The organism is Blastococcus sp. SYSU DS0669 (genome assembly GCF_054050895.1).
In genome coordinates this window covers 1-22,915 of record NZ_JBJHAE010000013.1, presented here as the reverse complement: position 1 = coordinate 22,915, position 22,915 = coordinate 1, and the positions used below count along the sequence as shown (strand labels likewise).

General features: G+C 74.4%; 25 protein-coding genes. 7 read left to right on the top strand and 18 right to left on the bottom strand.

Going from position 1 to position 22,915, the window contains the following annotated elements; genetic code table 11:
* Positions 1–3: 3 nt before the first annotated feature.
* Positions 4–588 (bottom strand): antibiotic biosynthesis monooxygenase, encoded by a 585-nt coding sequence (locus ACI792_RS13795; RefSeq protein WP_456603093.1) that lies wholly within the window; start codon positions 586–588, stop codon positions 4–6.
* Between the two features lie 98 nt (positions 589–686).
* Between ACI792_RS13795 and ACI792_RS13790 the strand changes: the two genes are divergently transcribed.
* Positions 687–1,544 carry a DNA-formamidopyrimidine glycosylase family protein gene (locus ACI792_RS13790; RefSeq protein ID WP_456603092.1) on the top strand — a complete coding sequence of 286 codons (858 nt, stop codon included), beginning with the start codon at positions 687–689 and terminating at the stop codon, positions 1,542–1,544.
* A gap of 108 nt (positions 1,545–1,652) precedes the next feature.
* Here the strand turns inward: ACI792_RS13790 and ACI792_RS13785 are convergent, their stop codons facing one another.
* Positions 1,653–2,543: a PspA/IM30 family protein gene (locus ACI792_RS13785; RefSeq protein WP_456603091.1), complete on the bottom strand. Its 891-nt coding sequence runs from the start codon at positions 2,541–2,543 to the stop codon at positions 1,653–1,655.
* 64 nt (positions 2,544–2,607) lie between these two features.
* Here ACI792_RS13785 and ACI792_RS13780 point away from each other — a divergent pair, with 64 nt between their 5' ends.
* Positions 2,608–3,615, top strand: a complete 1,008-nt coding sequence (locus ACI792_RS13780; RefSeq protein WP_456603090.1) for a PfkB family carbohydrate kinase — start codon at positions 2,608–2,610, stop codon at positions 3,613–3,615.
* Positions 3,612–4,130, top strand: coding sequence for a GNAT family N-acetyltransferase (locus ACI792_RS13775; RefSeq protein ID WP_456603089.1), 519 nt, complete (start codon positions 3,612–3,614; stop codon positions 4,128–4,130). Before ACI792_RS13780 ends, ACI792_RS13775 begins: the two co-directional genes overlap by 4 nt.
* Here the strand turns inward: ACI792_RS13775 and ACI792_RS13770 are convergent.
* From ACI792_RS13770 to nthA, 9 genes are all read right to left on the bottom strand, one after another.
* Entirely contained in the window at positions 4,106–4,597 is a 492-nt protein-coding gene (locus tag ACI792_RS13770; RefSeq protein WP_456603088.1) for a TetR/AcrR family transcriptional regulator, read from the bottom strand. The genes ACI792_RS13775 and ACI792_RS13770 overlap by 25 nt on opposite strands.
* A 19-nt stretch (positions 4,598–4,616) precedes the next feature.
* Positions 4,617–5,018, bottom strand: coding sequence for a helix-turn-helix domain-containing protein (locus ACI792_RS13765; protein ID WP_456603087.1), 402 nt, complete (start codon positions 5,016–5,018; stop codon positions 4,617–4,619).
* A 106-nt stretch (positions 5,019–5,124) separates the two neighbouring features.
* Positions 5,125–5,664 carry a CinA family protein gene (locus tag ACI792_RS13760; protein ID WP_456603086.1) on the bottom strand — a complete coding sequence of 180 codons (540 nt, stop codon included), beginning with the start codon at positions 5,662–5,664 and terminating at the stop codon, positions 5,125–5,127.
* A 6-nt stretch (positions 5,665–5,670) separates the two neighbouring features.
* A complete protein-coding gene (pgsA, locus tag ACI792_RS13755; protein WP_456580030.1) occupies positions 5,671–6,336 on the bottom strand; it encodes a CDP-diacylglycerol--glycerol-3-phosphate 3-phosphatidyltransferase in 666 nt (221 codons plus the stop codon).
* 6 nt (positions 6,337–6,342) lie between these two features.
* The gene (gene rimO / locus ACI792_RS13750; RefSeq protein ID WP_456603085.1) at positions 6,343–7,797 is read right to left on the bottom strand and encodes a 30S ribosomal protein S12 methylthiotransferase RimO; all 1,455 of its coding nucleotides are present in this window, start codon (positions 7,795–7,797) and stop codon (positions 6,343–6,345) included.
* Positions 7,798–7,982: 185 nt separating this feature from the next.
* Complete coding sequence (locus ACI792_RS13745; protein ID WP_456603084.1) at positions 7,983–10,490, bottom strand: DNA translocase FtsK; 2,508 nt, start codon at positions 10,488–10,490, stop codon at positions 7,983–7,985.
* A 148-nt stretch (positions 10,491–10,638) separates the two neighbouring features.
* Positions 10,639–11,001 carry a nitrile hydratase accessory protein gene (locus ACI792_RS13740; protein WP_456580033.1) on the bottom strand — a complete coding sequence of 121 codons (363 nt, stop codon included), beginning with the start codon at positions 10,999–11,001 and terminating at the stop codon, positions 10,639–10,641.
* Complete coding sequence (gene nthB / locus ACI792_RS13735) at positions 11,001–11,633, bottom strand: nitrile hydratase subunit beta (RefSeq protein ID WP_456603083.1); 633 nt, start codon at positions 11,631–11,633, stop codon at positions 11,001–11,003. Before nthB ends, ACI792_RS13740 begins: the two co-directional genes overlap by 1 nt.
* Entirely contained in the window at positions 11,630–12,256 is a 627-nt protein-coding gene (nthA, locus tag ACI792_RS13730; RefSeq protein ID WP_456603082.1) for a nitrile hydratase subunit alpha, read from the bottom strand. The genes nthB and nthA overlap by 4 nt, the downstream gene beginning before the upstream one ends.
* A gap of 286 nt (positions 12,257–12,542) precedes the next feature.
* Here nthA and ACI792_RS13725 point away from each other — a divergent pair, with 286 nt between their 5' ends.
* Entirely contained in the window at positions 12,543–14,477 is a 1,935-nt protein-coding gene (locus tag ACI792_RS13725; protein WP_456603081.1) for a prolyl oligopeptidase family serine peptidase, read from the top strand.
* An 85-nt stretch (positions 14,478–14,562) separates the two neighbouring features.
* Here ACI792_RS13725 and ACI792_RS13720 read toward each other — a convergent pair whose 3' ends face one another.
* From ACI792_RS13720 to thyX, 6 genes are all read right to left on the bottom strand, one after another.
* Positions 14,563–15,045 (bottom strand): DinB family protein, encoded by a 483-nt coding sequence (locus tag ACI792_RS13720; protein WP_456603080.1) that lies wholly within the window; start codon positions 15,043–15,045, stop codon positions 14,563–14,565.
* Complete coding sequence (locus ACI792_RS13715) at positions 15,042–16,742, bottom strand: ribonuclease J (protein ID WP_456603079.1); 1,701 nt, start codon at positions 16,740–16,742, stop codon at positions 15,042–15,044. The genes ACI792_RS13720 and ACI792_RS13715 overlap by 4 nt, the downstream gene beginning before the upstream one ends.
* Positions 16,739–17,635 carry a 4-hydroxy-tetrahydrodipicolinate synthase gene (gene dapA, locus ACI792_RS13710; protein WP_456603078.1) on the bottom strand — a complete coding sequence of 299 codons (897 nt, stop codon included), beginning with the start codon at positions 17,633–17,635 and terminating at the stop codon, positions 16,739–16,741. Before dapA ends, ACI792_RS13715 begins: the two co-directional genes overlap by 4 nt.
* A 9-nt stretch (positions 17,636–17,644) precedes the next feature.
* Positions 17,645–18,166 carry a dihydrofolate reductase gene (locus tag ACI792_RS13705; protein WP_456603077.1) on the bottom strand — a complete coding sequence of 174 codons (522 nt, stop codon included), beginning with the start codon at positions 18,164–18,166 and terminating at the stop codon, positions 17,645–17,647.
* Positions 18,163–18,969 (bottom strand): thymidylate synthase, encoded by an 807-nt coding sequence (locus ACI792_RS13700; protein ID WP_456603076.1) that lies wholly within the window; start codon positions 18,967–18,969, stop codon positions 18,163–18,165. Before ACI792_RS13700 ends, ACI792_RS13705 begins: the two co-directional genes overlap by 4 nt.
* A 74-nt stretch (positions 18,970–19,043) precedes the next feature.
* Positions 19,044–19,796 carry an FAD-dependent thymidylate synthase gene (thyX, locus tag ACI792_RS13695; protein WP_456603075.1) on the bottom strand — a complete coding sequence of 251 codons (753 nt, stop codon included), beginning with the start codon at positions 19,794–19,796 and terminating at the stop codon, positions 19,044–19,046.
* Between the two features lie 39 nt (positions 19,797–19,835).
* Here thyX and ACI792_RS13690 point away from each other — a divergent pair, with 39 nt between their 5' ends.
* Positions 19,836–20,267 carry a YkvA family protein gene (locus ACI792_RS13690; RefSeq protein WP_456603074.1) on the top strand — a complete coding sequence of 144 codons (432 nt, stop codon included), beginning with the start codon at positions 19,836–19,838 and terminating at the stop codon, positions 20,265–20,267.
* On the opposite strand, the gene ACI792_RS13685 is transcribed toward ACI792_RS13690, so the two are convergent.
* On the bottom strand, positions 20,230–21,453 hold the full coding sequence (locus tag ACI792_RS13685) for a winged helix-turn-helix domain-containing protein (RefSeq protein ID WP_456603073.1): 1,224 nt from the start codon (positions 21,451–21,453) through the stop codon (positions 20,230–20,232). The genes ACI792_RS13690 and ACI792_RS13685 overlap by 38 nt on opposite strands.
* Before the next feature lie 65 nt (positions 21,454–21,518).
* Here ACI792_RS13685 and ACI792_RS13680 point away from each other — a divergent pair, with 65 nt between their 5' ends.
* Both ACI792_RS13680 and ACI792_RS13675 read left to right on the top strand, forming a co-directional pair.
* Entirely contained in the window at positions 21,519–22,076 is a 558-nt protein-coding gene (locus ACI792_RS13680) for an N-acetyltransferase family protein (protein ID WP_456603072.1), read from the top strand.
* On the top strand, positions 22,073–22,735 hold the full coding sequence (locus ACI792_RS13675; RefSeq protein ID WP_456603071.1) for a DUF2461 domain-containing protein: 663 nt from the start codon (positions 22,073–22,075) through the stop codon (positions 22,733–22,735). The genes ACI792_RS13680 and ACI792_RS13675 overlap by 4 nt, the downstream gene beginning before the upstream one ends.
* Positions 22,736–22,915: the final 180 nt, after the last annotated feature.

Sequence of the window (22,915 nt, the reverse complement as noted above, 5' to 3'; positions counted from 1 at the left end):
GGGTCAGCGGCGCCGTGAGCCCTGCAGCCACGGGGCGCACCAGCGGCTCAGCCGCGGCATGAGCAGCCGCAGCGCCGTCACGACGTAGACGGCCGACAGCAGGAGCCGCAGCGGCCAGGGCCAACTGCCGAGGAACGGCACGGCGAGCACCTGGAACAGCGAGGTGAACAGCAGGACGACGGCGACGGTGAGCAGCCAGCTCCGCCACGCCGGCCCCGGCCGCGGCGGGACGGCGAAGAAGCTCTCCAGACCCACCGCCCGTGCGACCCGCTCGTCCTCGACCATCCCGGGCAGCCGCGCGAGGAACGCCTGCCGCTCCGGCGAGCGCTCCCAGGCGGCCAGCGAGTCGGCGTCGGCGAACCGGTAGACCAGGTGGTACTCGGAGCTGCCGGGCCCCGGCTGGAGCAGCGACGCGCCCAGGTTGCCGGGGTAGCCGGCGGCCTCCGCCAGCACCGCGCGGGCCGCCCGCTCGAACGCCGCCCGCCGGTCGGGCCGCACCACGCGGGCGACGGTCACGGTGACCGGCTGGGCGTCGGGGGACGTCGCCGCGCCCCCGAGCCGGGTGCGCAGTCGCAGGGGCACGCTCACGCTGAGGGCAGCGCACGGGGCCGCGGCCGCCTTCCCGGATGTCGGCGCTCTCACACACCCAGGGGGCAGGTGGGGACGCAGCCGGGGATCATGGTCGCGTGCCCGAGGGAGACACCGTCTGGCTGGCGGCGAAGCGGATGAACACCGCGCTGGCCGGCGGCACGCTGCGCCGCGGGGAGTTCCGGCTCCCCCAGCTCGCCGGGCTCGACCTCACCGGTGCCGCGGTCACCGAGGTCGTCCCGCGCGGCAAGCACCTGCTCATCCGGCTCGTCGACGGGCGGACGCTGCGCACCCACTTCCGCATGGACGGCAGCTGGCACATCTACCGGCCGGGCGCCCGTTGGCGGGGTGGCCCGGCCTTCGAGGTGCGCGTCGTCCTGGCCACCGACGAGTGGGAGTGCGTCGGCTACCGGCTGCACGACGTCGAGATCGTGCCGACGGCGGAGGAGGACCGGCTCGTCGGCCACCTGGGCCCCGACATCCTGGCCCCGAACTGGGACCTCGACGAGGCGCTGCGCCGGCTGCGCGCCCAGCCCGAGGAGCAGGTGGGCGTCGCCATCCTCGACCAGCGCAACGTGGCCGGGATCGGCAACCTCTACAAGGTCGAGTCGCTGTTCCTGCTCGGCCTGAACCCGTGGGCACGGGTGGCCGACGTCGACGACCGGCTGGCGCCGCTGCTGCAGCGGGCGCAGCGGCTGATGCGCGCCAACCTCGAGCACCCCGAGCAGAGCACCACCGGCGACCTCCGCCGCGGCCACGACCACTGGGTCTACGGGCGGAAGGGCAAGCCCTGCCGCCGCTGCGGGACGCCGATCCTGATGGGCGACCAGGGGCCGCACCTGCAGGAGCGGGTCACCTACTGGTGCCCCCGCTGCCAGGCCGCGGACTCCCCGATCGCCCCCACCGCGCGCACCGGCGAAGCCGGCCGGCCCCGACCGGTCGCCACCCCGGGCTGAGCGCCCCCCGCCCCGCACCGGTCACGGCGCGGGGCCGACCCGTACAGCCCCCTGCAGGGTTCCCGCCGCGAGCGTGCGAGCGGCGGGGGCAGGGGGTCCGCCTACTGCTCACGCCTGCTCGGGGCGCTCCACGGGCTGGGCCTGCGGCTGGGTGGCCGCTTCGGGCGCCGGGGCGCCCTGCTCGATGGCGCCCGCGGTGGCGCTGCCCTCGACGGCCTGCGTGCCGCCGCCCATGGAGGCGCGGATCTGGTCCAGCCGCGAGGCGCCGGCCACGTCGAGCGTCGCCTTCTGCACCTCGAGCATGCGGCCCTCGACCGACGACTGCGCCAGCTCGGCCTGGCCCAGCGCGTTGGCGTAGCGGGCCTCGATCTTGTCCCGCACCTCCGCGAGGCTCGGGGTGTTCCCCGGCGCGGAGAGCTCGTTGACCTGCTTCATGGAGGCGGCGACGTGCTCCTGCATCTTCGCCTGCTCCAGCTGGCTCATGAGCTTGGTGCGCTCGGCCAGCGTGGTCTGCAGGCGCATGCGGGACTGCTCCACCGCGCCGCGCGCCTGCTCGGCGGCCTGCAGCGCCTCGTCGTGGCTGCGCTTGAGGTCCTCCATCGACTGCTCGGCGGCCACCAGCTGGGTGGCGAACGCCTGCGCGGCCTGCTCGTACTCGGCCGCCTTCGCCGCGTCCCCCTTGCTCCGCGTCTGGTCGGCCAGCACGAGCGCCTGGCGGGCGGAGGCCTGCAGCTTCTCCACCTCGCTGAGCTGCCGGTTGAGCCGCATCTCCAGCTGGCGCTGGTTGCCCAGGACCGCAGCCGCCTGGTTGGCCAGCGACTGGTGGCGCTGCTGCTCGGCCTCGATCGCCTGGGCGATCTGGATCTTCGGGTCGGCCCGCTGGTCGATCTGGGCGTTGGCCGAAGCCGTGAGGTACTTCCACAGCTTCACGAACGGGTTGGGCATGAGGTCCTCCTGCTCCGGCGCGGTCGCCGGCCCGGCGATGCTCGTCCCCAGCATCGTCCCAGGTGATCACCCTCGGCAACCGACGCGGACCGTCCGCGCCGCCACTAGGGTTCGCATCGTGCCACCCGCCGACCCCGTCCTGTGCGTCCTCGGGGAGCTGGTCGTCGACCTGCTGCCCGTCCCCGGAGCCGCCGACGGCAGCACCGCGCCGCACTACGTCGCCCGCCCCGGCGGGAACGCGCTGAACGTCGCGGTCGCCGCCGGCCGCCTCGAGGCCCCGGTGCGGCTGCTGGCCCGGCTGGGCACCGGGCCGCTGGCCGTCAACCTGCGCCGGCACGCGGAGCTGGCCGGGGTCGACACGGCCGGCTTCGTCGAGGCCGCCGAACCGGTCAGCCTTGCCGTGGTCGGCGTCGGGGCCGACGGCTCCCCCGACTACGGCTTCCACGTGCTCGGCGCGGCCGACTGGCGGTGGACCGACGAGGAGCTCGGCCGGGTGCTGCCCGACGCCGTGGGCGCGCTGCACGTCGGCTCGATCTCCAGCTGGACGGAGCCGGGTAGCGGCGCGATCGCCCGGCTGGTCCGCCGGCTCTCGGGTCGGGCGCTGATCAGCGTCGACCCGAACATCCGCCCGATGCTCGCCGAGGGGCCGGTCGGGGCCTCCTTGGGCAACGACCGCGCCGCCGTCACCGGCCGGCTGGACGAGCTCGTCCGCCACGCCGACGTCGTCAAGCTCAGCGCCGAGGACCTGGCCTGGCTGGAGCCCGGCACCACCGACCTGGACGACGCCGCGCGCCGCTGGGCCGAGCGCGGCCCCGCGCTGGTCGTCCTCACCGATGGCGGCGCACCGCTGCGCGTCGCCCGCCCCGGCCGGCCCGTGCTGCACCGCGAGACCCCACGCGTCCCCGTGGTCGACACGGTGGGCGCCGGCGACTCCCTGGCCGCGGGCCTGCTGACCGGCCTGCTGGGCGCGGGGATCACCACCCGCACCGCCCTGGACGGCGCCCCCGACGACCGGCTGCTGGCCCTGGTGGACGACGCCGCGCTCGTGGCCGCGGTCAACTGCACCCGCGTCGGCGCCGATCCCCCCACCCGGGACGAGCTCGCGGCCGCGCGGGGCGACCGGTGACCGCCGGGGACCTCCGGCTGGTCGGCTTCGAGGAGCTCTCCGCGGGTGCGCTGCGCGGCCGGCTGCTGGCCCGGCGCGCCGAGTTCTGGGCGGGCTCCGCGCTCGACGACGACGCCGTCACCGCGCTGCACGACCCGGTGTTCTTCCACCAGCTGGGCGGCTTCGGCGCGGTCGCCCTCACGCCGAACCAGGGGGACGCCGGCTACCTGCTCGGGGTGGTGAGCGCCGACCGGCTCGCCGTCGTCCAGGCCGTCGCCGTCCATCCCGCCTGGCGGAGCCGCGGGGTCGCCACGCGGCTGCTGGAGCGCTTCTCGGGCCTCGCGGCCGGGGTCGGCGCACGGGTCGCCCAGGCCGTCGTGCTGCCCGCGGACGGCGGCGCCGCCGCGCTCGCCGCCCGTCTCGGTGCTCATCCGGCGCCCTCGCCCGGGCACGCCGGGCCCGGCGAGGACCGCGTGGTGTTCACCCGCTCCCTGCCGCTGGAGCCCTCGGCTCAGCCCACCGGCTCCAGGAGCTGACCGAGCCGCGCCGCCTGGCGGCGCCGCTGCGTGGTGAGCCCCGGCTGCAGCACCACGCCGAGCAGCCACCGCCCGGCCAGCTGCGCCGCGTCCTCGTCGGTACCGAGCGCGGCGGCCAGGCGCCGGGAGAGCTCGGCCCACTCCTCGGGCCCGGGCGCCAGCAGCTCGCCGAGCCGGTCGGGCTCGGTCGCAGCGAGCCCGCGCAGCACCGGGTGGGTGGCGAGTTCGTCGGCGAGCGCGGCCAGCCCCTGGGCCGGTGGCAGGCCCGCGGCGAGGTCGGTCAACCGCTGCAGCTCCGCGGCCAGCAGCGCGCGCAGCACGTCGTCCTTGGTGCGGAAGTGGTTGTACAGCGTGGCCTTGGCGACCCCGGCCGCGGCCGCGATCGACTGCATCGTGGTGCGCCGCAGCCCGTGTGCGGCGAAAGCCTGGGCGGCGCCCGCGAGGAGCCCCGCCCGGGTGCGGTTCACGCCGCCGGGTGCCGGCTGCTCAGGCGGCGAGCGACACCGCGTCGTGCCGCCGTGCGGTGCGGCCCTCCCCGACGCCGACCAGGGCCAGCGCGGGCTCGGTGGCCGCGTCGGACGGCTGGGGGGCCGCCACGGTCTCGCTCGGCACAGCCTCGCCGGAGCCCGCCAGCGGGCGGACGTCGGCGCCGGCCGCGGCACCGCGGAGCTCGAGGCTCACCTCGGCGAGCAGGTCGGCGAGCTCCACCTCGAGGGCGTCGCAGATGGAGGCGAGCAGCTCGGAGGAGGCCTCCTTCTGCCCCCGCTCCACCTCGGACAGGTAACCCAGGCTCACCCGGGCGGCGCCGGAGACGTCGCGCAACGTGCGGTGCTGACGCAGCCGGTGGCCGCGCAGGGTGTTCCCGAGCTGGGTGCGCAGCAGCGTCATGGCCGTCTCCTGTCCTGCGAGCGGGGAAGCGGCGGTGCCATCGGGCACCGTGCGCTCACGGTACGCGGCGCGTCCGCCGTCAGCCCACCGACGGGGCCGAGTCCGCTCATGGCGTAACGCCGTCGGCCGGGTGGGCGTTCCCGTCGACTGCCGCGCGGAGCCGGTCGAGCAGGGCCGTGAATGCGCCGGTCACCGCGCCGGCGCGCACCGCGGCGCGGTCCCCCGGGAGGTCGAGCCGGGCGACGTCGGTGCGCCGCCCGTCGCTCACGCCGAGGAAGACCGTGCCGGGGCCGTGCCCGTCGACGGGGTCGGGGCCGGCGACCCCGGTGAGCCCGAGGCCGAACGAGGCCGCGCACCGGGTGCGGATGCCCTGGGCCAGCGCGGCCGCCGTCTCCCGGCTCACCGGTCCGTGCGCGGCGAGCAGGTCGGCGGGCACCCCGGCGAGCGTGGTCTTCAGGTCGGTGGCGTAGACGACCGCACCCCCGCGCAGCGTCGCACTGGCGCCGGGCACCGCGGCGAGGGTGGCGCAGAGCAGCCCCGCGGTGAGCGACTCCGCGGCCGCCACGGTCCCACCGCGGGCGAGCAGCGCGCGGTGGACCTCACCGGCGAGCGCCTCGAGCGCGGCGGAGCCGTCCGCGGTGGCCACGGCCGGTCAGGCGGCGGTGTCGCGACGGGTGGAGGGGTCGGCGCCCGACTGCCGGCGGGCCGCCGCCGCCCGCATGGCACGGGCGCTCGTCTGGCGCAGCGTGATCGCGCGGTAGACGTAATCCAGGCCGGTGAGCACGGTGAGCACCACGGCCGCGGCCATCACCCACCAGCGCGCGGTGGCCAGCGCGCCGCTCAGCGGCAGGATGTACAGGCCGATCGCGAGGGCCTGCAGCACCGTCTTCGCCTTGCCGCCGCGGCTGGCCGCGATGACGCCGTCCCGGATGACCCAGAAGCGCAGCAGGGTGACCCCCACCTCGCGCACCAGGATCACCGCGGTGACCCACCAGGGCAGCAGGGCGAGCACGGACAGCCCGATGAGCGCGGTGCCGGTCAGCGCCTTGTCGGCGATCGGGTCGGCGAGCTTGCCGAACTCGGTCACCTGCCCGGTCCGCCGGGCGATCAGCCCGTCGTAGCGGTCGGTGAGGATCGCCAGGCCGAAGACGAGGGTGGCCCAGTAGCGGCTGCTGTCGTCGAGGGTCTCGTCCTGCAGCAGGAGGACGGCGAAGACAGGGACCACGGCCAGCCGCAGCACGGTGAGCGCGTTCGGCACGTTGACCAGCCGCACCGACTGCGGGGGCGTCGCTGCCGGGTCGGGGGCCACGTCGGTCACCTGCCCCTACCGCGCGGCCGTGGCGACGGCGGGCACGCGGACGTCGGCGAGCAGGTCGATGCCCTCGGTCCCGACCACCCGGGCCACCACCACCTGCCCGGCGACGGCGCCGGCCGGGACGCCGCTGACCGTCGTGGTGCCGTCGGCGTCGGGGTCCTGGTGGGCGGCGTGCCCCGACCAGGTGCCGGAGCCCTCCTCCGCCGAGAGGTCCTCGGTCAGCAGCACCTCGACCTGCTCCCCGATCCGCTCCTCGGCGCGCTGCGCGGTGAGCTCCTCGACCAGGTCGGTGATGCGGCGCACGCGGGCGTCGATCTCCGCCTGGTCGAGCTTGCCGTCCAGTCGCATCGCCTCGGTGCCCTCCTCGTCGGAGTAGCCGAACACACCGACCGCGTCCAGGCGGCCCTCGGTGAGGAAGCGCTCCAGCTCCGCGACGTCGTCCTCGGTCTCCCCCGGGAAGCCGAGGATGACGTTGGTGCGGAACCCGGCGCCGGGGGCCAGGCTACGGGCCCGCTCGATCGTGCGCAGGAAGTCCTCCGTGCCGCCGAACCGCCGCATGCGACGCAGCAGCGTCGGGGAGGAGTGCTGGAAGGACAGGTCGAAGTAGGGGGCCACCCCGTCCGTGCCGGCGATGACCTCCAGCAGCCCCGGGCGCAGCTCCGCCGGCTGCAGGTAGGCGACCCGCACCCGCACGATCCCCTCCACGGCGGCCAGCTGCGGCAGCAGCTTCTCCAGCGTCCGGAGATCGCCAAGGTCCTTGCCGTAGGAGGTGGAGTTCTCGCTGACCAGCACGAGCTCGGTCACGCCCTGGGAGGCCAGCCACTGCGCCTCGGAGAGCACCTCCGCCGGCGGGCGGGAGACGAACGCGCCCCGGAAGGTGGGGATGGCGCAGAACGCGCAGCGCCGGTCGCACCCCGAGGCCAGCTTGATCGCCGCCGAGGGGCCGGCGGCCAGCCGGCGCCGGCGGAGCCAGTCGTGCCCGGGGATGGCCGGCCCGGCGTCCTCGACCCGGCCACCGGCCCCGGCGAGGACGGCGGAGCGCTCGACCGGGCTGATCGGCAGGAGGGTGCGGCGGTCGCGCGGCGTGTGCGGCACGAGCGGGCGGCCGGCGAGGACGTCGTCCAGGCGGCCACCGATCTGCGCGTAGTCGTCGAAGCCCAGGACGGTGGCCTCGGGCAGCGCGTCCGCGAGCTCGGAGCCGTAGCGCTCGGCCATGCAGCCGACGGCGACCACGGAGGCGCCGGAGTCGGTCGCGGCGAGGATCGCGTCGACGGAGTCCTTCTTGGCGGTCTCGATGAACCCGCAGGTGTTGACGAGCACCGCGTCGGCACCCTCGGCGTCCTCGACGAGCTCGTACCCCTCGGCGGCGAGCCGGCCGGCCAGCTCCTCGGAGTCGACCTCGTTGCGCGCGCACCCGAGGGTCACCACGGCCACGGTCCGGGCAGGGCTGGGCGTGGCTGTCACCCGCCCATCGTAGGTGAAGGACCCGCGTGCCCCCCGTCACTCACATGTTCGCGACGGGCGGGCCGTTCCAGAACGTCACGTCCCCCCGTCACGCACACGTTCGCGACGGGACCCTGCACGCGGGCCGTTCCAGAACGTCACCAGAAGGGCCCCGTCCTCCTCGGACGGGGCCATGCCCGGGACGGTCACATGCCGCCGCGGAGGGTGAAGAGGGTGGCCTCGAGCTCGTCGGGCTTGACCAGCACGTCGCGCGCCTTGGAACCCTCGGAGGGGCCGACGATGCCCCGGCTCTCCATGAGGTCCATCAGCCGGCCCGCCTTGGCGAAGCCGACGCGCAGCTTGCGCTGCAGCATCGACGTCGACCCGAACTGGCTGGTGACGATCAGCTCGACGGCCTGGACCAGCAGGTCCAGGTCCCCGCCGATGTCCTCGTCGATCTCCTTCTTCTCGCCTGCGCTGCCCGCGGAGAAGACCTCTTCCCGGTACTCGGGCTCGGCCTGCCGCTTGGTGAACTCGACGACCGCCTCGATCTCGGCGTCGGTGACGAAGGCGCCCTGGACGCGCATCGGCTTGCCGGCGCCGATGGGCATGAAGAGCGCATCCCCCATGCCGATCAGCTTCTCCGCGCCCGGCTGGTCGAGGATGACCCGGCTGTCCGTGAGGCTGGAGGTGGAGAACGCCAGCCGCGAGGGCACGTTGGCCTTGATCAGGCCGGTGACGACGTCGACCGAGGGCCGCTGGGTCGCCAGGATCAGGTGGATGCCGGCGGCACGCGCCTTCTGGGTGATCCGGACGATGTGCTCCTCGACGTCGCGCGGGGCCACCATCATCAGGTCGGCGAGCTCGTCGACGATCGCGAGGATGTAGGGGTAGGGCCGGTAGACCCGCTCGCTGCCGGGCGGGGCGGTGATCTCGCCCTTCTCGACCTTGCGGTTGAAGTCGTCGATGTGCCGCACGCCGGTGGACTTCATGTCCTGGTAGCGCTGCTCCATCTCCTCGACCAGCCAGGCCAGCGCGGTGGCGGCCTTCTTGGGGTCGGTGATGATCGGCGTGATCAGGTGCGGGATGCCGTCGTAGGGCGTCAGCTCGACCATCTTCGGGTCGACCAGGATCATCCGCAGCTGGTCCGGGGTCGCCCGCAGCAGCAGCGAGGTCAGGATCGAGTTGACGCAGCTGGACTTACCGGCACCGGTGGCACCGGCGACCAGGAGGTGCGGCATCTTCGCCAGGTTCGCGCAGACGAACCCGCCCTCGATGTCCTTGCCGAGGCCGACCAGCATCGGGTGCGGGTCCTGCTTGGCCGCCTGCGAGCGCAGCACGTCGCCGAGGCTGACCTTCTCGCGGTCGGTGTTGGGCACCTCGATCCCGACCGCCGACTTGCCCGGGATCGGGGCGAGGATGCGGATGTTGTCGTTGGCCACCGCGTAGGCCATGTTGCGGGTCAGGGCGGTGATCTTCTCGACCTTCACGCCCTGGCCGAGCTCGACTTCGTAGCGGGTGACCGTCGGGCCGCGGGTGAACCCGGTGACGGCGGCGTCGATGTTGAACTGGTCCAGGACGCCGGTGATCGCCTCGATGGCGACGTCGTTCGCCTTGGACCGGGCCCGCGGCGGGTCACCGGGGCGCAGCGTGGAGAGCGCCGGCAGCACGTAGTCGCCCTCGACCGGCTGGATGGAGAGCTGCTCGGGCTCGGTGATCGGGGGCAGGTCCTCCGGCGGGGAGGTGCGGTCCTCGACCGGGCGCCGGATCGACGGCACGGGCGGCGGGGGCGCCAGCACGGTGTGCTCGGGCTCGGTGGTGCTGGTGGCCTCCGGCGCCTCGGCGTAGGCGCCGTGGTCGATCGGCCCCGTGGTGAGGAGGTCCTCGGAGAGGGAGCTGCGGCGCCGGCGGCTCTTCGGCGCGGGCTGCTCGTCCTCCTCGTCGTCGTCGACGTCCTCGTCGTACTCGTCGTGGTCGTCGCGGCCGAGCAGCCGGTCGGTGAACTCGCGCATGCGCTCGGGGATCTGGTGCACCGGCGTCGCGGTGATCACGAGCAGGCCGAAGAAGGCCAGCAGGCCGAGCAGCACGACGGTGACCACCGCGCCGACCCCGGCGACCAGGGGGGTGCCGACGGCCCAGCCGAGGAGCCCGCCGGAGCCCGGCTGCCCCGCCTGGGGGACGGACGGCGTGCCGACGACGTGGGCGATGCCGAGGACCGAGGCGAGGGTGCACAGCCAGCCGATGGCCAGCCGGCCGCGTGCCTCCGGGCGGGGACCGCGGCGCAGGAGCCGCAGGGCGGCGACGAGCAGGACGACGGGCAGCACCATCACCAGCGAGCCGACGATCCAGCGCACGCCGTCGGTCAGCGCGGCGCCGACCGGCCCGATGCCGTTGCTCCAAGCGGCGGCACCCAGGACGATCGCCAGCCCGAGGACGGCGAGGCCGACCCCGTCCCGGCGGTGCTCGGGGGCCAGCGGCTCGGCCTCCTCCGGCCGGGCGACCGAGCGGGCCAGGCCGCCGGCGCCACGGGCGAGCAGGTTCCAGCCCCCGCTGGCGACCCGCCAGAGCGAGGGGCCGGAGGACGACGTCGTGCGGGCCGGCTGCCGCCGGTTGGGCGCCCGCTTGGCGGCGGGCCGCTTCTTGCTCGCCGCCGTCGACCCCGACCGGCTGCGGGTGGCGGCCGGCCGGCGGTTCGGCGTGGTGCGGGCAGGCATGCGTCAGACCGTAATCCCGACGAGGGTCCGGGACGGCCAGGCCGGGTGTCGTGTCCCGCACGCGGGGCCCGTCTCCGGACCCGGCTGCCGCCGGGCCGGCTCCGCGGATGTGCCCGCGAGCGGCGGCTCCGGTCGGCAGCGCCGTCGCTCAGAGCTCGATCGGCATCCCGTGCGGTGTGCGGGCGGCGGCCTCGTGCCAGGCTCTCGTCGCCCCCTCGATGTCCTCCTCGGTCGCGATGCCACGGGTCCGGAGCATCTCGGCCAGCGCGTCGGCCCAGCGCTCGTAGTAGTCGCTGCCGTCGGGCCGGCCACCGGACACGTGCCGTCCCAGGGTGCGGGCCCACTCCGACCACGTGAACGCACCTGCCTCGTGCAGGGTCACGGTCATCGCGAAGACCTGCGCCTGCCAGGGAGCGGCGAAGACCTGCTCGCTGCCCGGGGGCGGCAGCGGCAGCTCGTGCCCCGCAGCCGCGGAGATGCGGGCCAGCGTCCCGGCGGCGGTCGTGTCCATCAGGCGGCCTCCAGATAGGGCTCCCAGGCGTCGATCGACACGGTGACGGTCGGATCGGCGCCCTCCCCCCAGAGCTCACCCGCGCTGAACTCGACGGTGTAGAGCCATTCGGGGGCCGGGTCCGGCTCCTGGCCGAGCGGCACGGCATGGCGATCGGGGAAGACGTGCGCACCACGGACGGCGACCACGGTGCCGACACGGCCTCGCGCGTAGCGGGGCAGACGCGTGTGCCCGCTCGGGTTGATGGTGCGGGTCCGCACCTGCTGGCCCGTCCGGAACACCGGCCCGGTCCCGATGGGCCGCTCGTAGCTGGACCGTGACGAGAACAGCCCGGTGAGCTCCTCGGCGGTGCGCGCCCTCAGGCCCTCCCGGTCCAGGAGCTCGAGCCTGCGGACGGCGTTCTCCACCGCGAGGAACCAGATGCGGTAGTAGCTGCTGGCCAGGTACTCGGCCGGGGGCAGGGACTCGCGCTCGTGCCGCATCTGATCGATGTTCCAGAGCCCGAGTGCGCCGAGCGCGAGCGTGATGGCGAAGGAGCGTCTCTCCCACTCGTCGTGGAACGGGGGTTCGCCGGGCTCCGGAATGACCGGTCCGAACCCCTGCATGCCACCCGTGTCGTGGACGCCGTTCACCGGGCGGCGCCCGAGGGTGCGTGGACCAGCCCGGTACCGATCATGCTGTCCCGGGTCACGAGCTCGGCCAGTTGCCCCTCGCTCATACCCTCCGTCCCCTCAGGGCGCACCGGGATCACCAGGTAGCGCACCTCCGACGTCGAGTCCCAGACCTTGATCTCGGTGTCCTCGGGCAACGAGACGCCGAAATCCGCCAGCACCCCGCGCGGGTCGATCACGACCTTCGACCGGTAGGCCGGCGACTTGTACCAGACCGGCGGGAGCCCGAGCACCGGCCACGGGTAGCACGAGCAGAGGGTGCAGACAACCATGTTGTGTCGATCCGGGGTGTTCTCCAGGGCGACCATGTGCTCCCCCTGGCGCCCCACGTGCCCCAGCGAGGCGATGGCGGCGTCCGCGTCCTCGAGCAGCCACCGCCGGTACTCCTCGTCCGTCCAGGCCTTGGCGACGACCTGGGCACCGTTGTGCGGACCGACCTCCTTCTCGTAGCGCTCCACCACGGCGTCCAGGGCGTCCCGGTCCACCAGGCCCTTCTCGGTCAGCAGGGTCTCGAGCGCGCGGACCCTCGCGTCCATCTCGGACAGCTCGCTGTACTGCGGATGGTCGTGGTCGTGGTCGTCCATCGGTGGTCAGGGGTCCGGCGCCGCTCGGCGGCCCCGTCGCCCCATCCCCCTTTCCGTTCGGAGGTGCGTCCGGCCCCGGTCGACCGTCCATCCCTGGTCGGGTGACCGTGGCCTGGCACGGGCGCTGCGGCGCCGGCCGTCGCCGGGCACCCACCTGCCTGCCTGGAACGGCGCCAGGACGCCATCATGGGCTGCACGCTAGTAGCCGGTTTCCCGTCCGGCCACAGGTCCGGGCCGGTCCTGCTGAGCGCCGACGAGCGGGGTGATCCCGGCTAACGTCACGGGCATGAGCGCCCCGCTCCCCCACGGCAGCTGGCCCACGCCCGTCACCTCCGAGCTCGTCGTCCGGTCGGCGGCTCGGCTCGGAGAGGTGGTCGTGGACGGCGACGACGTCTGGTGGGCCGAGTCGCGCCCGGCCGAGGGCGGGCGCACGGTGCTCGTGCGGCGCACCCCGGACGGCGTGGTCACCGACGCGCTCCCGGCGCCCTGGAACGCCCGCACCCGGGTCCACGAGTACGGCGGCGGCGCGTGGACCGTGTCCGCTGGCGTCCTGTGGTTCACCGACTTCTCGGACCAGCGGCTGTACCGACTTGCACCCGGTGACGACACCCCCACCGCGGTCACCCCGGAACCGGAGATCCCGTCCGGCGTCCGGTACGCCGACCTCGTGGTGGTCGCGGGCGGCGTGCTCGCCGTCCGCGAGACGCACACCGCCTCCGGTGCGGCGGCGGACGTCGTCAACGAGATCGTGCGCATCGGTCACGACGGGGCCACCGAGGTGCTCGTCTCCGGCCCCGACTTCGTCTCCGACCCGCGCCTGGCCCCCGATGGCGTCACGCTCTCGTGGCTGCAGTGGGATCACCCGCACATGCCGTGGGACAGCGCGCAGCTCGTCGTCCGGTCGGCCGACGGCACCGACCACGTCCTCGCGGGCGGCCCGGGCGAGTCCGTCGTCCAGCCGCGCTGGGGCGGGGACCTCGAGCTGTGCTGGCTCGACGACCGTACGAACTTCTGGTCGCTGTACCGGAAGCGGCCGCACGAGCAGCCGACGCTCGTCGCCGACGTCGGCAGCGACATCGCCGGCCCGCAGTGGCTGTTCGGCCAGTCGCGCTACGCCCTGCTCGCTGACGGCCGGATCGCGCTGGCCTACGGCCGGGCCGGCCGCGACCGCCTGGCCGTGCTCTCCCCCGGCGGCGAGCCGCGGGAGCTGGATCTGCCCTACGGCTCCTTCCGGTACGTCATGGCGCAGGGGGCTCAGGTGGTCTGCGTCGCCGGCGGCCCGGCGAGTGAGCCGGTGGTGCTGCGCGTGGACGTCGACAGCGGCTCGGCGGAGGTGCTGCGGCCGGCCCGTGACCTCGGGCTGGACCCGCCCTGGTTCTCCTCCCCCGAGCACGTCACCTTCCCGACCGAGGACGCCGGCACGGGGATCGGGGAGGCGCACGCCCTGGTCTACCCACCGACCAACCCGGGGGCGACCGCCCCGGAGGGCGCGCTGCCGCCGCTGCTGGTCGTGGTGCACGGGGGCCCGACGTCCGGCGCCGTTCCCGTGCTCAACCTGGAGATCCAGTACTGGACGTCGCGCGGCTTCTGCGTCGCCGACGTCGACTACCGCGGCTCGGTCGGCTACGGCCGCCGGTACCGGGACGCACTGCAGGGGCGCTGGGGCGTGGTGGACCTCGACGACGTCGTGGCCTGCGCCCGCTTCCTCGCCGGCAGCGGACGGGTGGACCCGGCCCGCATGGCGATCCGCGGCGGCTCGGCCGGCGGGTACACGACGCTGGCCGCGCTCACGATGCGCCCGGGCGTCTTCACCGCGGGCGCCAGCCACTTCGGGGTCGCCGACCTCGGGGCGCTGGCGGCCGAGACGCACAAGTTCGAGTCCCGCTACCTGGACGGGCTGGTGGCCCCCTGGCCGTCGGGCCGGGCGGTCTACGACGAGCGCTCGCCGATCAACCACGTCGACGCCCTCGACACGCCGCTGGCGGTCTTCCAGGGCGACGAGGACGCGGTCGTGCCGCCGGACCAGGCCGAGGCGATCGTGGCCGCGCTGCGCGACAAGGGCGTCCCGCACGCCTACCTGCTCTTCGCCGGCGAGCAGCACGGCTTCCGCAAGGCGGAGAACATCCGGGCCGCCCTGGACGGCGAGCTGTCCTTCTACGCCCAGGTGTGGGGCTTCGACCTGCCCCCCGGCGAAGGCATCACGCCCATCATGATCAGGTGACCTGGTCGTGCGGTGTCCACCCTCACCGCGCGCCGTGAGGGAGGACGCTCGACGATCAGGTCACCTGATCCCGGCGCGGGGCCGGTCAGCCGGTGGCGAGGACCTGCTCGCGCAGGATGTCGGCGTGCCCGCAGTGCTGGGCGAGCTCGCGGAGCACGTGGAGGTACACCCAGCGCAACGGCAGCGGCCCGCGGCGGTTGCCGTGCACCAGGTCGTCGAGGTCGAGCCCGGCGACCGCCCGGCGGGAAGTCTCGCAGGCCGCTCGGTGCGCCTCCGCCACGGAGACGGTCGTGTCGCCGTCCAGGAGCACGAACGACTCGTCGGGCGTGGCCGGGATGCCGATCTCGGCGCGGGAGCGGCCGCTGACCGCCTCGTCGAACCACACCTGCTCCACGAATGCGGCGTGCTTGACCAGCCCCAGCAGCGTGGTCCGCGAGGGCACCAGCGACCGGCGTGCCTGCTCCTCGCTCAGCCCGTCGAGGCTGCGGCGCAGCAGCGCCCGGTGCTCGTCCAGAAGCGCCTCCAGCTGCACCCGGAGGGGCGCGGCGGTGACCTCCGGGCCGCTCACACCTCGAGGACGGTCGGGATGATCATCGGGCGCCGGCGGTGCTTGTCCGAGACCCACTTCCCGACGGTGCGTCGGATGATCTGCGACAGCCGGTGCGCGTCGACGCCCTCGTCGGCCAGCGCGCGCTTGAGGTTGTCCTCGACCAGCCGGAGCACCTCGTCGAACGCCGCGGGGTCGTCGGAGAACCCCTTGGTCGACAGGTGCACCGGGCGCACGATCGTCCCGGTCGACGGCTCGATGACCACCGTGAGCGCGACGAACCCCTCGTCGCCGAGGATGCGCCGCGCCTGCAGCGCCTCCTCACCCACGTCACCGACGTTGAGCCCGTCCACGTACACGTTGCCGATGGGCACGGAGCCGACGATCGTCGCCTTGCCGTCCACGAGGTCGACGACGACGCCGTCCTCGGCCAGGAGGATCCGGTCGGCGGCCATGCCGGTCTCCTCGGCGAGCTTGGCGTGCGCCCGCAGGTGCCGCCACTCCCCGTGCACCGGCATCAGGTACCGGGGCTTGGCCACGTTGAGCAGCGTGCGCAGTTCGCCCGCCGGGGCGTGCCCGGAGACGTGCACCCGCGCCGTCTCCTTGTGCACCACCGTCGCGCCCAGCCGGGCGAGGCCGTTGATGACCTTGTAGACGGCGGTCTCGTTGCCCGGCACCAGGGAGGAGGCGAGGACGACGGTGTCGCCGGCCTCGATCGTCACCTGGTGGTGGTCACCGCGGGCCATGCGGCCGAGCGCCGACAGCGGCTCGCCCTGCGACCCGGTGCTGACCAGGACGACCTGCTCGGGCGGCATCTTGGCCGCGTCGTCCAGCGAGACCATCAGCCCGGGAGCCACGCGCAGCAGGCCCAGGTCTCGGGCGACGCCCATGTTGCGCACCATCGACCGACCGACCAGGGCCACCTTGCGGCCGTGCTTGTCGGCGCAGTCGAGCACCTGCTGGATGCGGTGCACGTGGCTGGCGAAACTGGAGACGATCAGCCGCTGCGAGGCGCGGGCGAAGACGTCGTCGAGGACCGGGCCGATGGACCGCTCGGGGGTGACGAAGCCGGGCACCTCGGCGTTGGTGGAGTCGGCCAGCAGCAGGTCGATGCCCTCCACGCCGAGGCGCGCGAACGCACCCAGGTCGGTGAGGACGCCGTCCAGGGGGAGCTGGTCCATCTTGAAGTCGCCGGTGTGCACGAGCACGCCCGCCGGCGTGTGCACCGCCACCGCGAGGGCGTCGGGGATGGAGTGGTTCACCGAGATGAACTCGCAGTGGAACGGACCCGCCAGGTGGTCCTCCCCCGCGGCCACCTCGACCAGCGTCGCGTCCAGCCGGTGCTCGCGGAGCTTCGCCGCGACGAGCGCGAGGGTGAAGCGCGAGCCGACCAGCGGGATGTCCTCGCGGAGTCGCAGGAGATACGGGATGGCCCCGATGTGGTCCTCGTGCCCGTGGGTGAGCACCACGGCCACGACGTCGTCCAGCCGGTGCTCGATGACGCCGAAGTCAGGGAGGATCAGGTCGACCCCCGGCTGCTCGGCCTCGGGGAAGAGGACGCCGCAGTCGATGACCATCAGCTTGCCGTCGAACTCGAGCACCGCCATGTTGCGGCCGATCTCGCCGAGGCCGCCCAGGGCCATGACCCGCAGGCCGCCCTCGGGCAGGGGCGGGGGGGCCTTGAGATCGAGGTGCGGTTGGGTGACCTGACCACTCACAGGGTGACGCCTCCAGCGGCGAGGTCGTCGCGCAGCTGCGCGAGCTGTTCGGGGGTGGCGTCGACCAGCGGCGGCCGGACCGGCCCCGCCGGCAGGCCGAGCGCGTTGAGCGCGGCCTTCACCGTGATGACGCCCTGGGTGCGGAAGACCCCGGTGACCACGGGGAGCAGCCTGTCGTTGATCTCCCTGGCCTTGACCAGGTCACCGGCCTCGACGGCGGCGATGAGCTCCACCAGCCGGGGGCCGACGAGGTGGCTGACGACGCTGACCATGCCCACGCCGCCCAGCGCGAGGATCGGCAGGTTCAGCATGTCCTCGCCGCTGTAGTAGGCGAGGTCGGTGCGCGCCAGCGTCCACGCCATCGCGCCGAGGTCGCCCTTGGCGTCCTTCACCGCGACGATCCGCGGGTGCTCCGCGGCGCGGACGAGCGTCTCCACCTCGATGGGCGTGCCGGTGCGGACCGGGATGTCGTAGAGCATCACCGGGAGGTCGGTGCTGTCGGCGATCGAGGTGAAGTGGCGGAGCACGCCCGCCTGCGGGGGCCGGTTGTAGTACGGCGTCACCGCCAGCAACCCGTGCACGCCCAGCTCGGCGGCGGTCCGCGCCTTCTCGATCGAGTGCGCGGTGTCGTAGGTGCCGACGCCGGCCACCACCGTGGCGCGGTCGCCGACGGAGTCCAGCACCACCTCCAGGACGGCGCGCTGCTCGGCGTCGCTGGTGGTCGGCGACTCCCCCGTCGTCCCGAAGACGACCAGCCCGTCGTTACCACCGCGGTCGACCAGGTGCGCGGCGAGCTCCTGGGCCCCGGCGAGGTCGATCGACCCGTCCTCGGCCAGCGGGGTGACCATGGCCGTGAGGAGGCGCCCGAACGGCCGGGCGGGGTCGGTGGTCATGGGGAGAATCTACCCAGCGGATCCGACGGGTTCCCGCACGTACTCCGACACCGCGAACCGCAGCCCCCCCGACGCCGACACCGACCAGCCCTCGGCCGGGGTGCGCGCGGTGCGCACCCAGCCCCCGTGCAGCGGGGGCGCCCAGGTGTCGCCGGCGACGTCGGTGTCGAGGTCGGTGACGACCACCCGCCCGGCGTGCGGCAGGAACGCTGCGTAGACCCCTCCCCCGCCGATCACCCACGCCGAGGGGTGCTCGGCGAGCACCTCGCCGACCGAGTGCGCGACGACCGCACCGTCGGCCGACCAGGCCGGGTCGGAGGTCAGCACGACGTTCACCCGCTGCGGCAGCGGGCGGAAGCGCGCGGGCAGCGACTCCCAGGTGCGCCGCCCCATCACCACCGTCGACCCGGTCGTGAGCCGGCGGAACAGCGCGAGGTCCTCGGGCAGGTGCCACGGCAGGCCGCCGTCGGCCCCGATGACCCCGCCGCGGGCCTGCGCCCAGATCATCGCGATGCCGCTGGGGCCGGTCACACCGCCACGGCTGCCCGGATCGCGGGGTGGTGCCGGTAGCCGCGCACGGTGAAGTGCTCGAACGTGTAGTCGAACAGCGACGGCGCGGGCGCCAGGTCCAGCGCCGGGAACGGGTACGGCTCCCGGGAGAGCTGCTCGCGCACCTGGTCGACGTGGTTGTCGTAGATGTGGCAGTCGCCGCCGACCCAGATGAACTCGCCGGGCTCCAGGCCGACCTGCGCGGCGATCATCCGGGTGAGGAGCGCGTAGCTGGCGATGTTGAACGGCACGCCGAGGAACATGTCGGCACTGCGCTGGTAGAGCTGGCAGGAGAGCTTCCCGCCGGCCACGTAGAACTGGAAGAACGCGTGGCAGGGGGCCAGCGCCATCTCGGGCAGAGCGGCGACGTTCCAGGCCGAGACGATCATCCGGCGGGAGTCGGGATCGGTGCGCAGCGTCTGCAGCAGGTTCTCGATCTGGTCGACGTGACCGCCGTCGGGGGTCGGCCACGACCGCCACTGGACGCCGTAGACGGGGCCGAGGTCGCCGTCGGCCGACGCCCACTCGTCCCAGATGGTGACGCCGTTCTCCCGCAGCCAGCCGACGTTGCTCTCACCGCGCAGGAACCACAGCAGCTCGACGGCGATCGACCGGAAGTGGACCTTCTTCGTCGTCACGAGGGGGAAGGTCTCGGAGAGGTCGTAGCGGAGCCGCTCGCCGAACAGGCTCACGGTGCCGGTCCCGGTCCGGTCGTCCTTCGGCGTGCCCTGCGCCAGGATGCGCCGCAGGAGGTCCTCGTACTGGGTGTCGATCGGGGCTGCCACGGACCCGAGCCTACGGCGGCCGGACGACGGTCAGCAGGCGACGCTGAACACCTGCCCCAGCCGTCGCGCGGGGCTCAGCCCTCGGCGACGAAGGGGCTGGCGGCGACCTCGGTGCCGTCGGCCAGGCGGCTGATGCGGAAGTCGCCGAAGACGCTGCCGGCCACCCGCTGCAGTTCGCGCAGGCAGGCGATCGCCAGCTCGCGGAGCTCGACGTCGGCGTGCTCGCTGGCCCGCATGGCGACGAAGTGGCGCCACGCCCGGTAGTTCCCGGTGACGACGATGCGGCTCTCGGTGGCGTTGGGCAGCACCGCGCGGGCCGCCTGGCGGGCCTGCTTGCGACGCAGCGTGGCGTTCGGCACGTCGGCGAAGCGCTCCTCCAGCTTCTCCAGGAGCTCGGTGTAGGCGGCCGCGGCAGCGTCGGTCGCCGCCACGAACCGTGCGTGCAGCTCCGGGTCCCCGGCGATGACCGCGGGCTCCACGACGGCGGCGTCGGGCTCGGGCACGTAGCGCTGGGAGAGCTGGCTGTAGGAGAACTGCCGGTGCCGCACCAGCTCGTGGGTGAGCGACCGGGAGACCCCGGTGAGGTACATGCTCACGGTCCCGTGCTCGAGCACGGCGAGGTGCCCGACCTCCAGGATGTGCCGCAGGTAGCCGGCGTTCGTCGCGGTCGCGGGGTTGGGCTTGTCCCACGACTGGTAGCAGGCCCGGCCGGCGAACTCGGCGAGCGCCTGGCCGCCGTCGGCGTCGGTCTCCCACGGGACGTCGGCGGGTGCGGTGAACTGCGTCTGCGCGATGACCTGGACGCGGAGCGGCGCGATCTCTGGCACCTGCCGAGCCTACGGCGGGCCGCCGTCCAGACTGGGCGCGTGGACTGGTGGCGCCCGCTGCTCGCCGTGGCCGGCGGCCTGCTGCTGGTCTGGCTGCTGCTCCTGGCGGCCCTGTGGCACACCCGCCCGGACGGGCTGACCGTCCGCGACGCCCTGCGGCTGCTGCCCGACGCCGTCCGGCTGGTGCGCCGGCTGGCGGCCGACCGCACCCTCCCCACGGGGCTCCGGCTGCGCCTGTGGCTCCTGCTGGGCTACCTGATCTCGCCGTTGGACCTCGTGCCCGACGTGGTGCCGGTCCTGGGGTACGCCGACGACGTCGTCGTGGTTGCCTGGGCGCTCCGGTCGGTGGTGCGCCGTGCCGGCGAGGACGCCGTGGCGCGGCACTGGCCCGGGGAGCCGGCGGGTCTGGCGGTGGTGCGCCGGCTGGCCGGCCTCACGCCGGGACGGGCAGCACCCCCAGAGCCCGGCTGAGGTCGGGCGCCAGGTCGCCCCGGCCGACGACGGCGACGTCGTCGAGCGCCATCCAGCCCGCCATGAGCCGCAGCTCGTCGGCGAGCTCGGCAGCGACCACCCCGCGGTCGACGCCGTCCTCGGCATGCGCGGCCTGCACCCGCAGGGCGCCGGCCTTCCGGTCGGCCTTGAGGTCCACGCGGCCGACCAGCCGGTCGCCGAGCAGGAAGGGCAGCACGTAGTAGCCGTGCACCCGCTGCTGCGCCGGCGTGTAGATCTCCAGCCGGTAGCGGAAGCCGAAGATGCGCTCCACCCGCGGCCGCTCCCACACCAGGGAGTCGAACGGGCTGAGCAGCGCCCGCGCCCGGATCCAGCGGGGGCGGCGCGCTGCGGGGTCCAGCCACGCCGGCCGGCCCCACCCGGCCACCTCGACCGGCTGCAGCTCGCCGGCGTCGGCCAGCTCGGCGATCGCCGTCCGCGCGTCGGCCGGCCGGAGGCGGAAGTAGTCGCGCAGGTCGGTCTCGGTCGCCACGCCGAGCGCCCGCGCCGCCGTGCGCACCAGCTCCCGCACCGCGTCGGGCCGCTCCGGGGTGGGTGCGTCGAGCACCGCGGCCGGCAGCACCCGCTCCGGCAGGTCGTAGACCCGTTCGAACCCCGCCGTGCGGCGCGACGCGGTGAGGGCGCCGGTGAAGAACAGGTACTCCAGTGCCGCCTTGCCCGCGTGCCAGTTCCACATGCTGCCCGGCAGGTTGGGCCGCTCCTCCTGCAGCTCGCCGGCCCGCAGCGGCCCGTCGCGGCGCACCCGCTCCAGGAGGGAGGCCACGTACTCCGGCCGCTCCCGGTGCACCCGGGTCATGGTGCCCCACGCCTCCTCCTGCGCCGCGGCCATGCGCCAGCGCAGGAGAGGGTGCAGGCGGACCGGGAGGAAGGACGCCTCGTGCGCCCAGTACTCGAAGAGGTCGTGCCGCCGGTTCGCCAACGCGTCGAGGGCCTCCTGCGGGTAGGGCCCGAGCCGGCTGAAGGCGGGGAGGTAGTGCGAGCGGGAGAGCACGTTCACGGAGTCGATCTGCACCACGGCGAGCCGCTCGGTGAGCCGGCGGAGCTGTCGGGTGCCCACGGCGGTCGCCGGGCGCGGATCGGCGAAGCCCTGCGCGGCGAGGGCGATGCGCCGGGCGAGCGCGGCCGGCAACCGTTCGACGGGCGTCACGTCCGTGGATCCTGCCTCCCGGGTACGACACCCGCTGACCCGGCCCACGCCCCTACGCTGCCCGGGTGACCTCGATCCCCTTCCCCCGCCTCACGGGCTCCGCGGACGTGTCGGTGCGGCCGGCCCGGCCGGAGGACGCCGCCGCGATCGCACGGGTGCAGGGCGTCACCTGGCGGACCGCGTACCGCTCCCTGCTGCCCGCGGAGGTCCTCGAGGGGTGGGACGAGGAGGCGGTGACCGAGACCTGGCGCTCGGCCGTCACCTCGCCCCCGTCAGCGGGCCACCGGGTGCTGGTGGCCGTGGAGCAGGGGGCGGTGGTGGGCTTCGCGGCCGTCGCGACCGGGCCCGAGGCCGCGGAGATCAGCACGCTGCTGGTGGAGCCGCGCTGGGGCCGACGCGGGCACGGCAGCCGGCTGCTGGCCGCGGTCGCCGACCTCGCGTCCACCGACGGCACCACCCGCCTCCAGGTCTGGCTCGCGGAATCCGACCGGGCGTCCGCCGACTTCTACGAGTCGGCCGGATGGGCGCCCGACGGCTGGGCCCGCACGCTCGACACGGGGGCGGCGCCGCTGCGCGAGCTGCGGTGGCACGTCGAGCTCGACGGGGAGGACACGGACCGATGACCTTCGACGGGTTCCCGGACGAGGGACTGGTCTTCTACGAGGGCCTCGAGGCGGACAACAGCAAGGCGTACTGGACGGCGCACCGTCCCGGCTACGAGACCCACGTACGCGGGCCGCTCACCGCGCTGGTCGAGGAGCTGGCGCCGGAGTTCGGCACGGCGAAGGTGTTCCGCCCCTACCGCGACGTCCGGTTCAGCCATGACAAGACCCCCTACAAGACGCACCAGGGTGCCGTGGTCAACCCGGAGGGGCGCGGCGCCGGCGCCTGGTACGTGCAGATCTCGGCCGACGGGCTGACCGTCGCGGGTGGTTGCTGGCGGCTGGAATCCGATCAGGTGGCGAGGTACCGCCGCGCCGTGGCCGATCGGCTGCAGGGTCCCCGGCTGGAGCAGGAGGTGGGGCGACTGCGCGCCGGCGGGTGGGATATCGAGGGTGAGCGCCTGGTGCGCGTGCCCGCCGGCTACTCCGCCGACGACGACCGCATCGACCTGCTGAAGCACAAGTCGCTGCACGCCGCCCGTCGTTGGACGCCGGAGGACTGGCTGCACACCCGCGAGGCCCTGGACCGGGTCCGGGATGCCTGGCGCGATCTGAGGCAGTTGAACGCGTGGTTCGCCGACAACGTCGGGGCGACGACGAAGGAGGAGCGCCGGCGCTGACCCGCGGGTGCGGGCGCCCGGCGACGCTCCTGCTCCATTCCTCGGGCGATTGGCCCGGCAGTACGACGAAGGGCCCCAGCCTGGTGGCTGGGGCCCTTCGTGAATGGTTGTCCGGCGGCGTCCTACTCTCCCACCCCGTCTCCAGGGCAGTACCATCGGCGCTGAGAGGCTTAGCTTCCG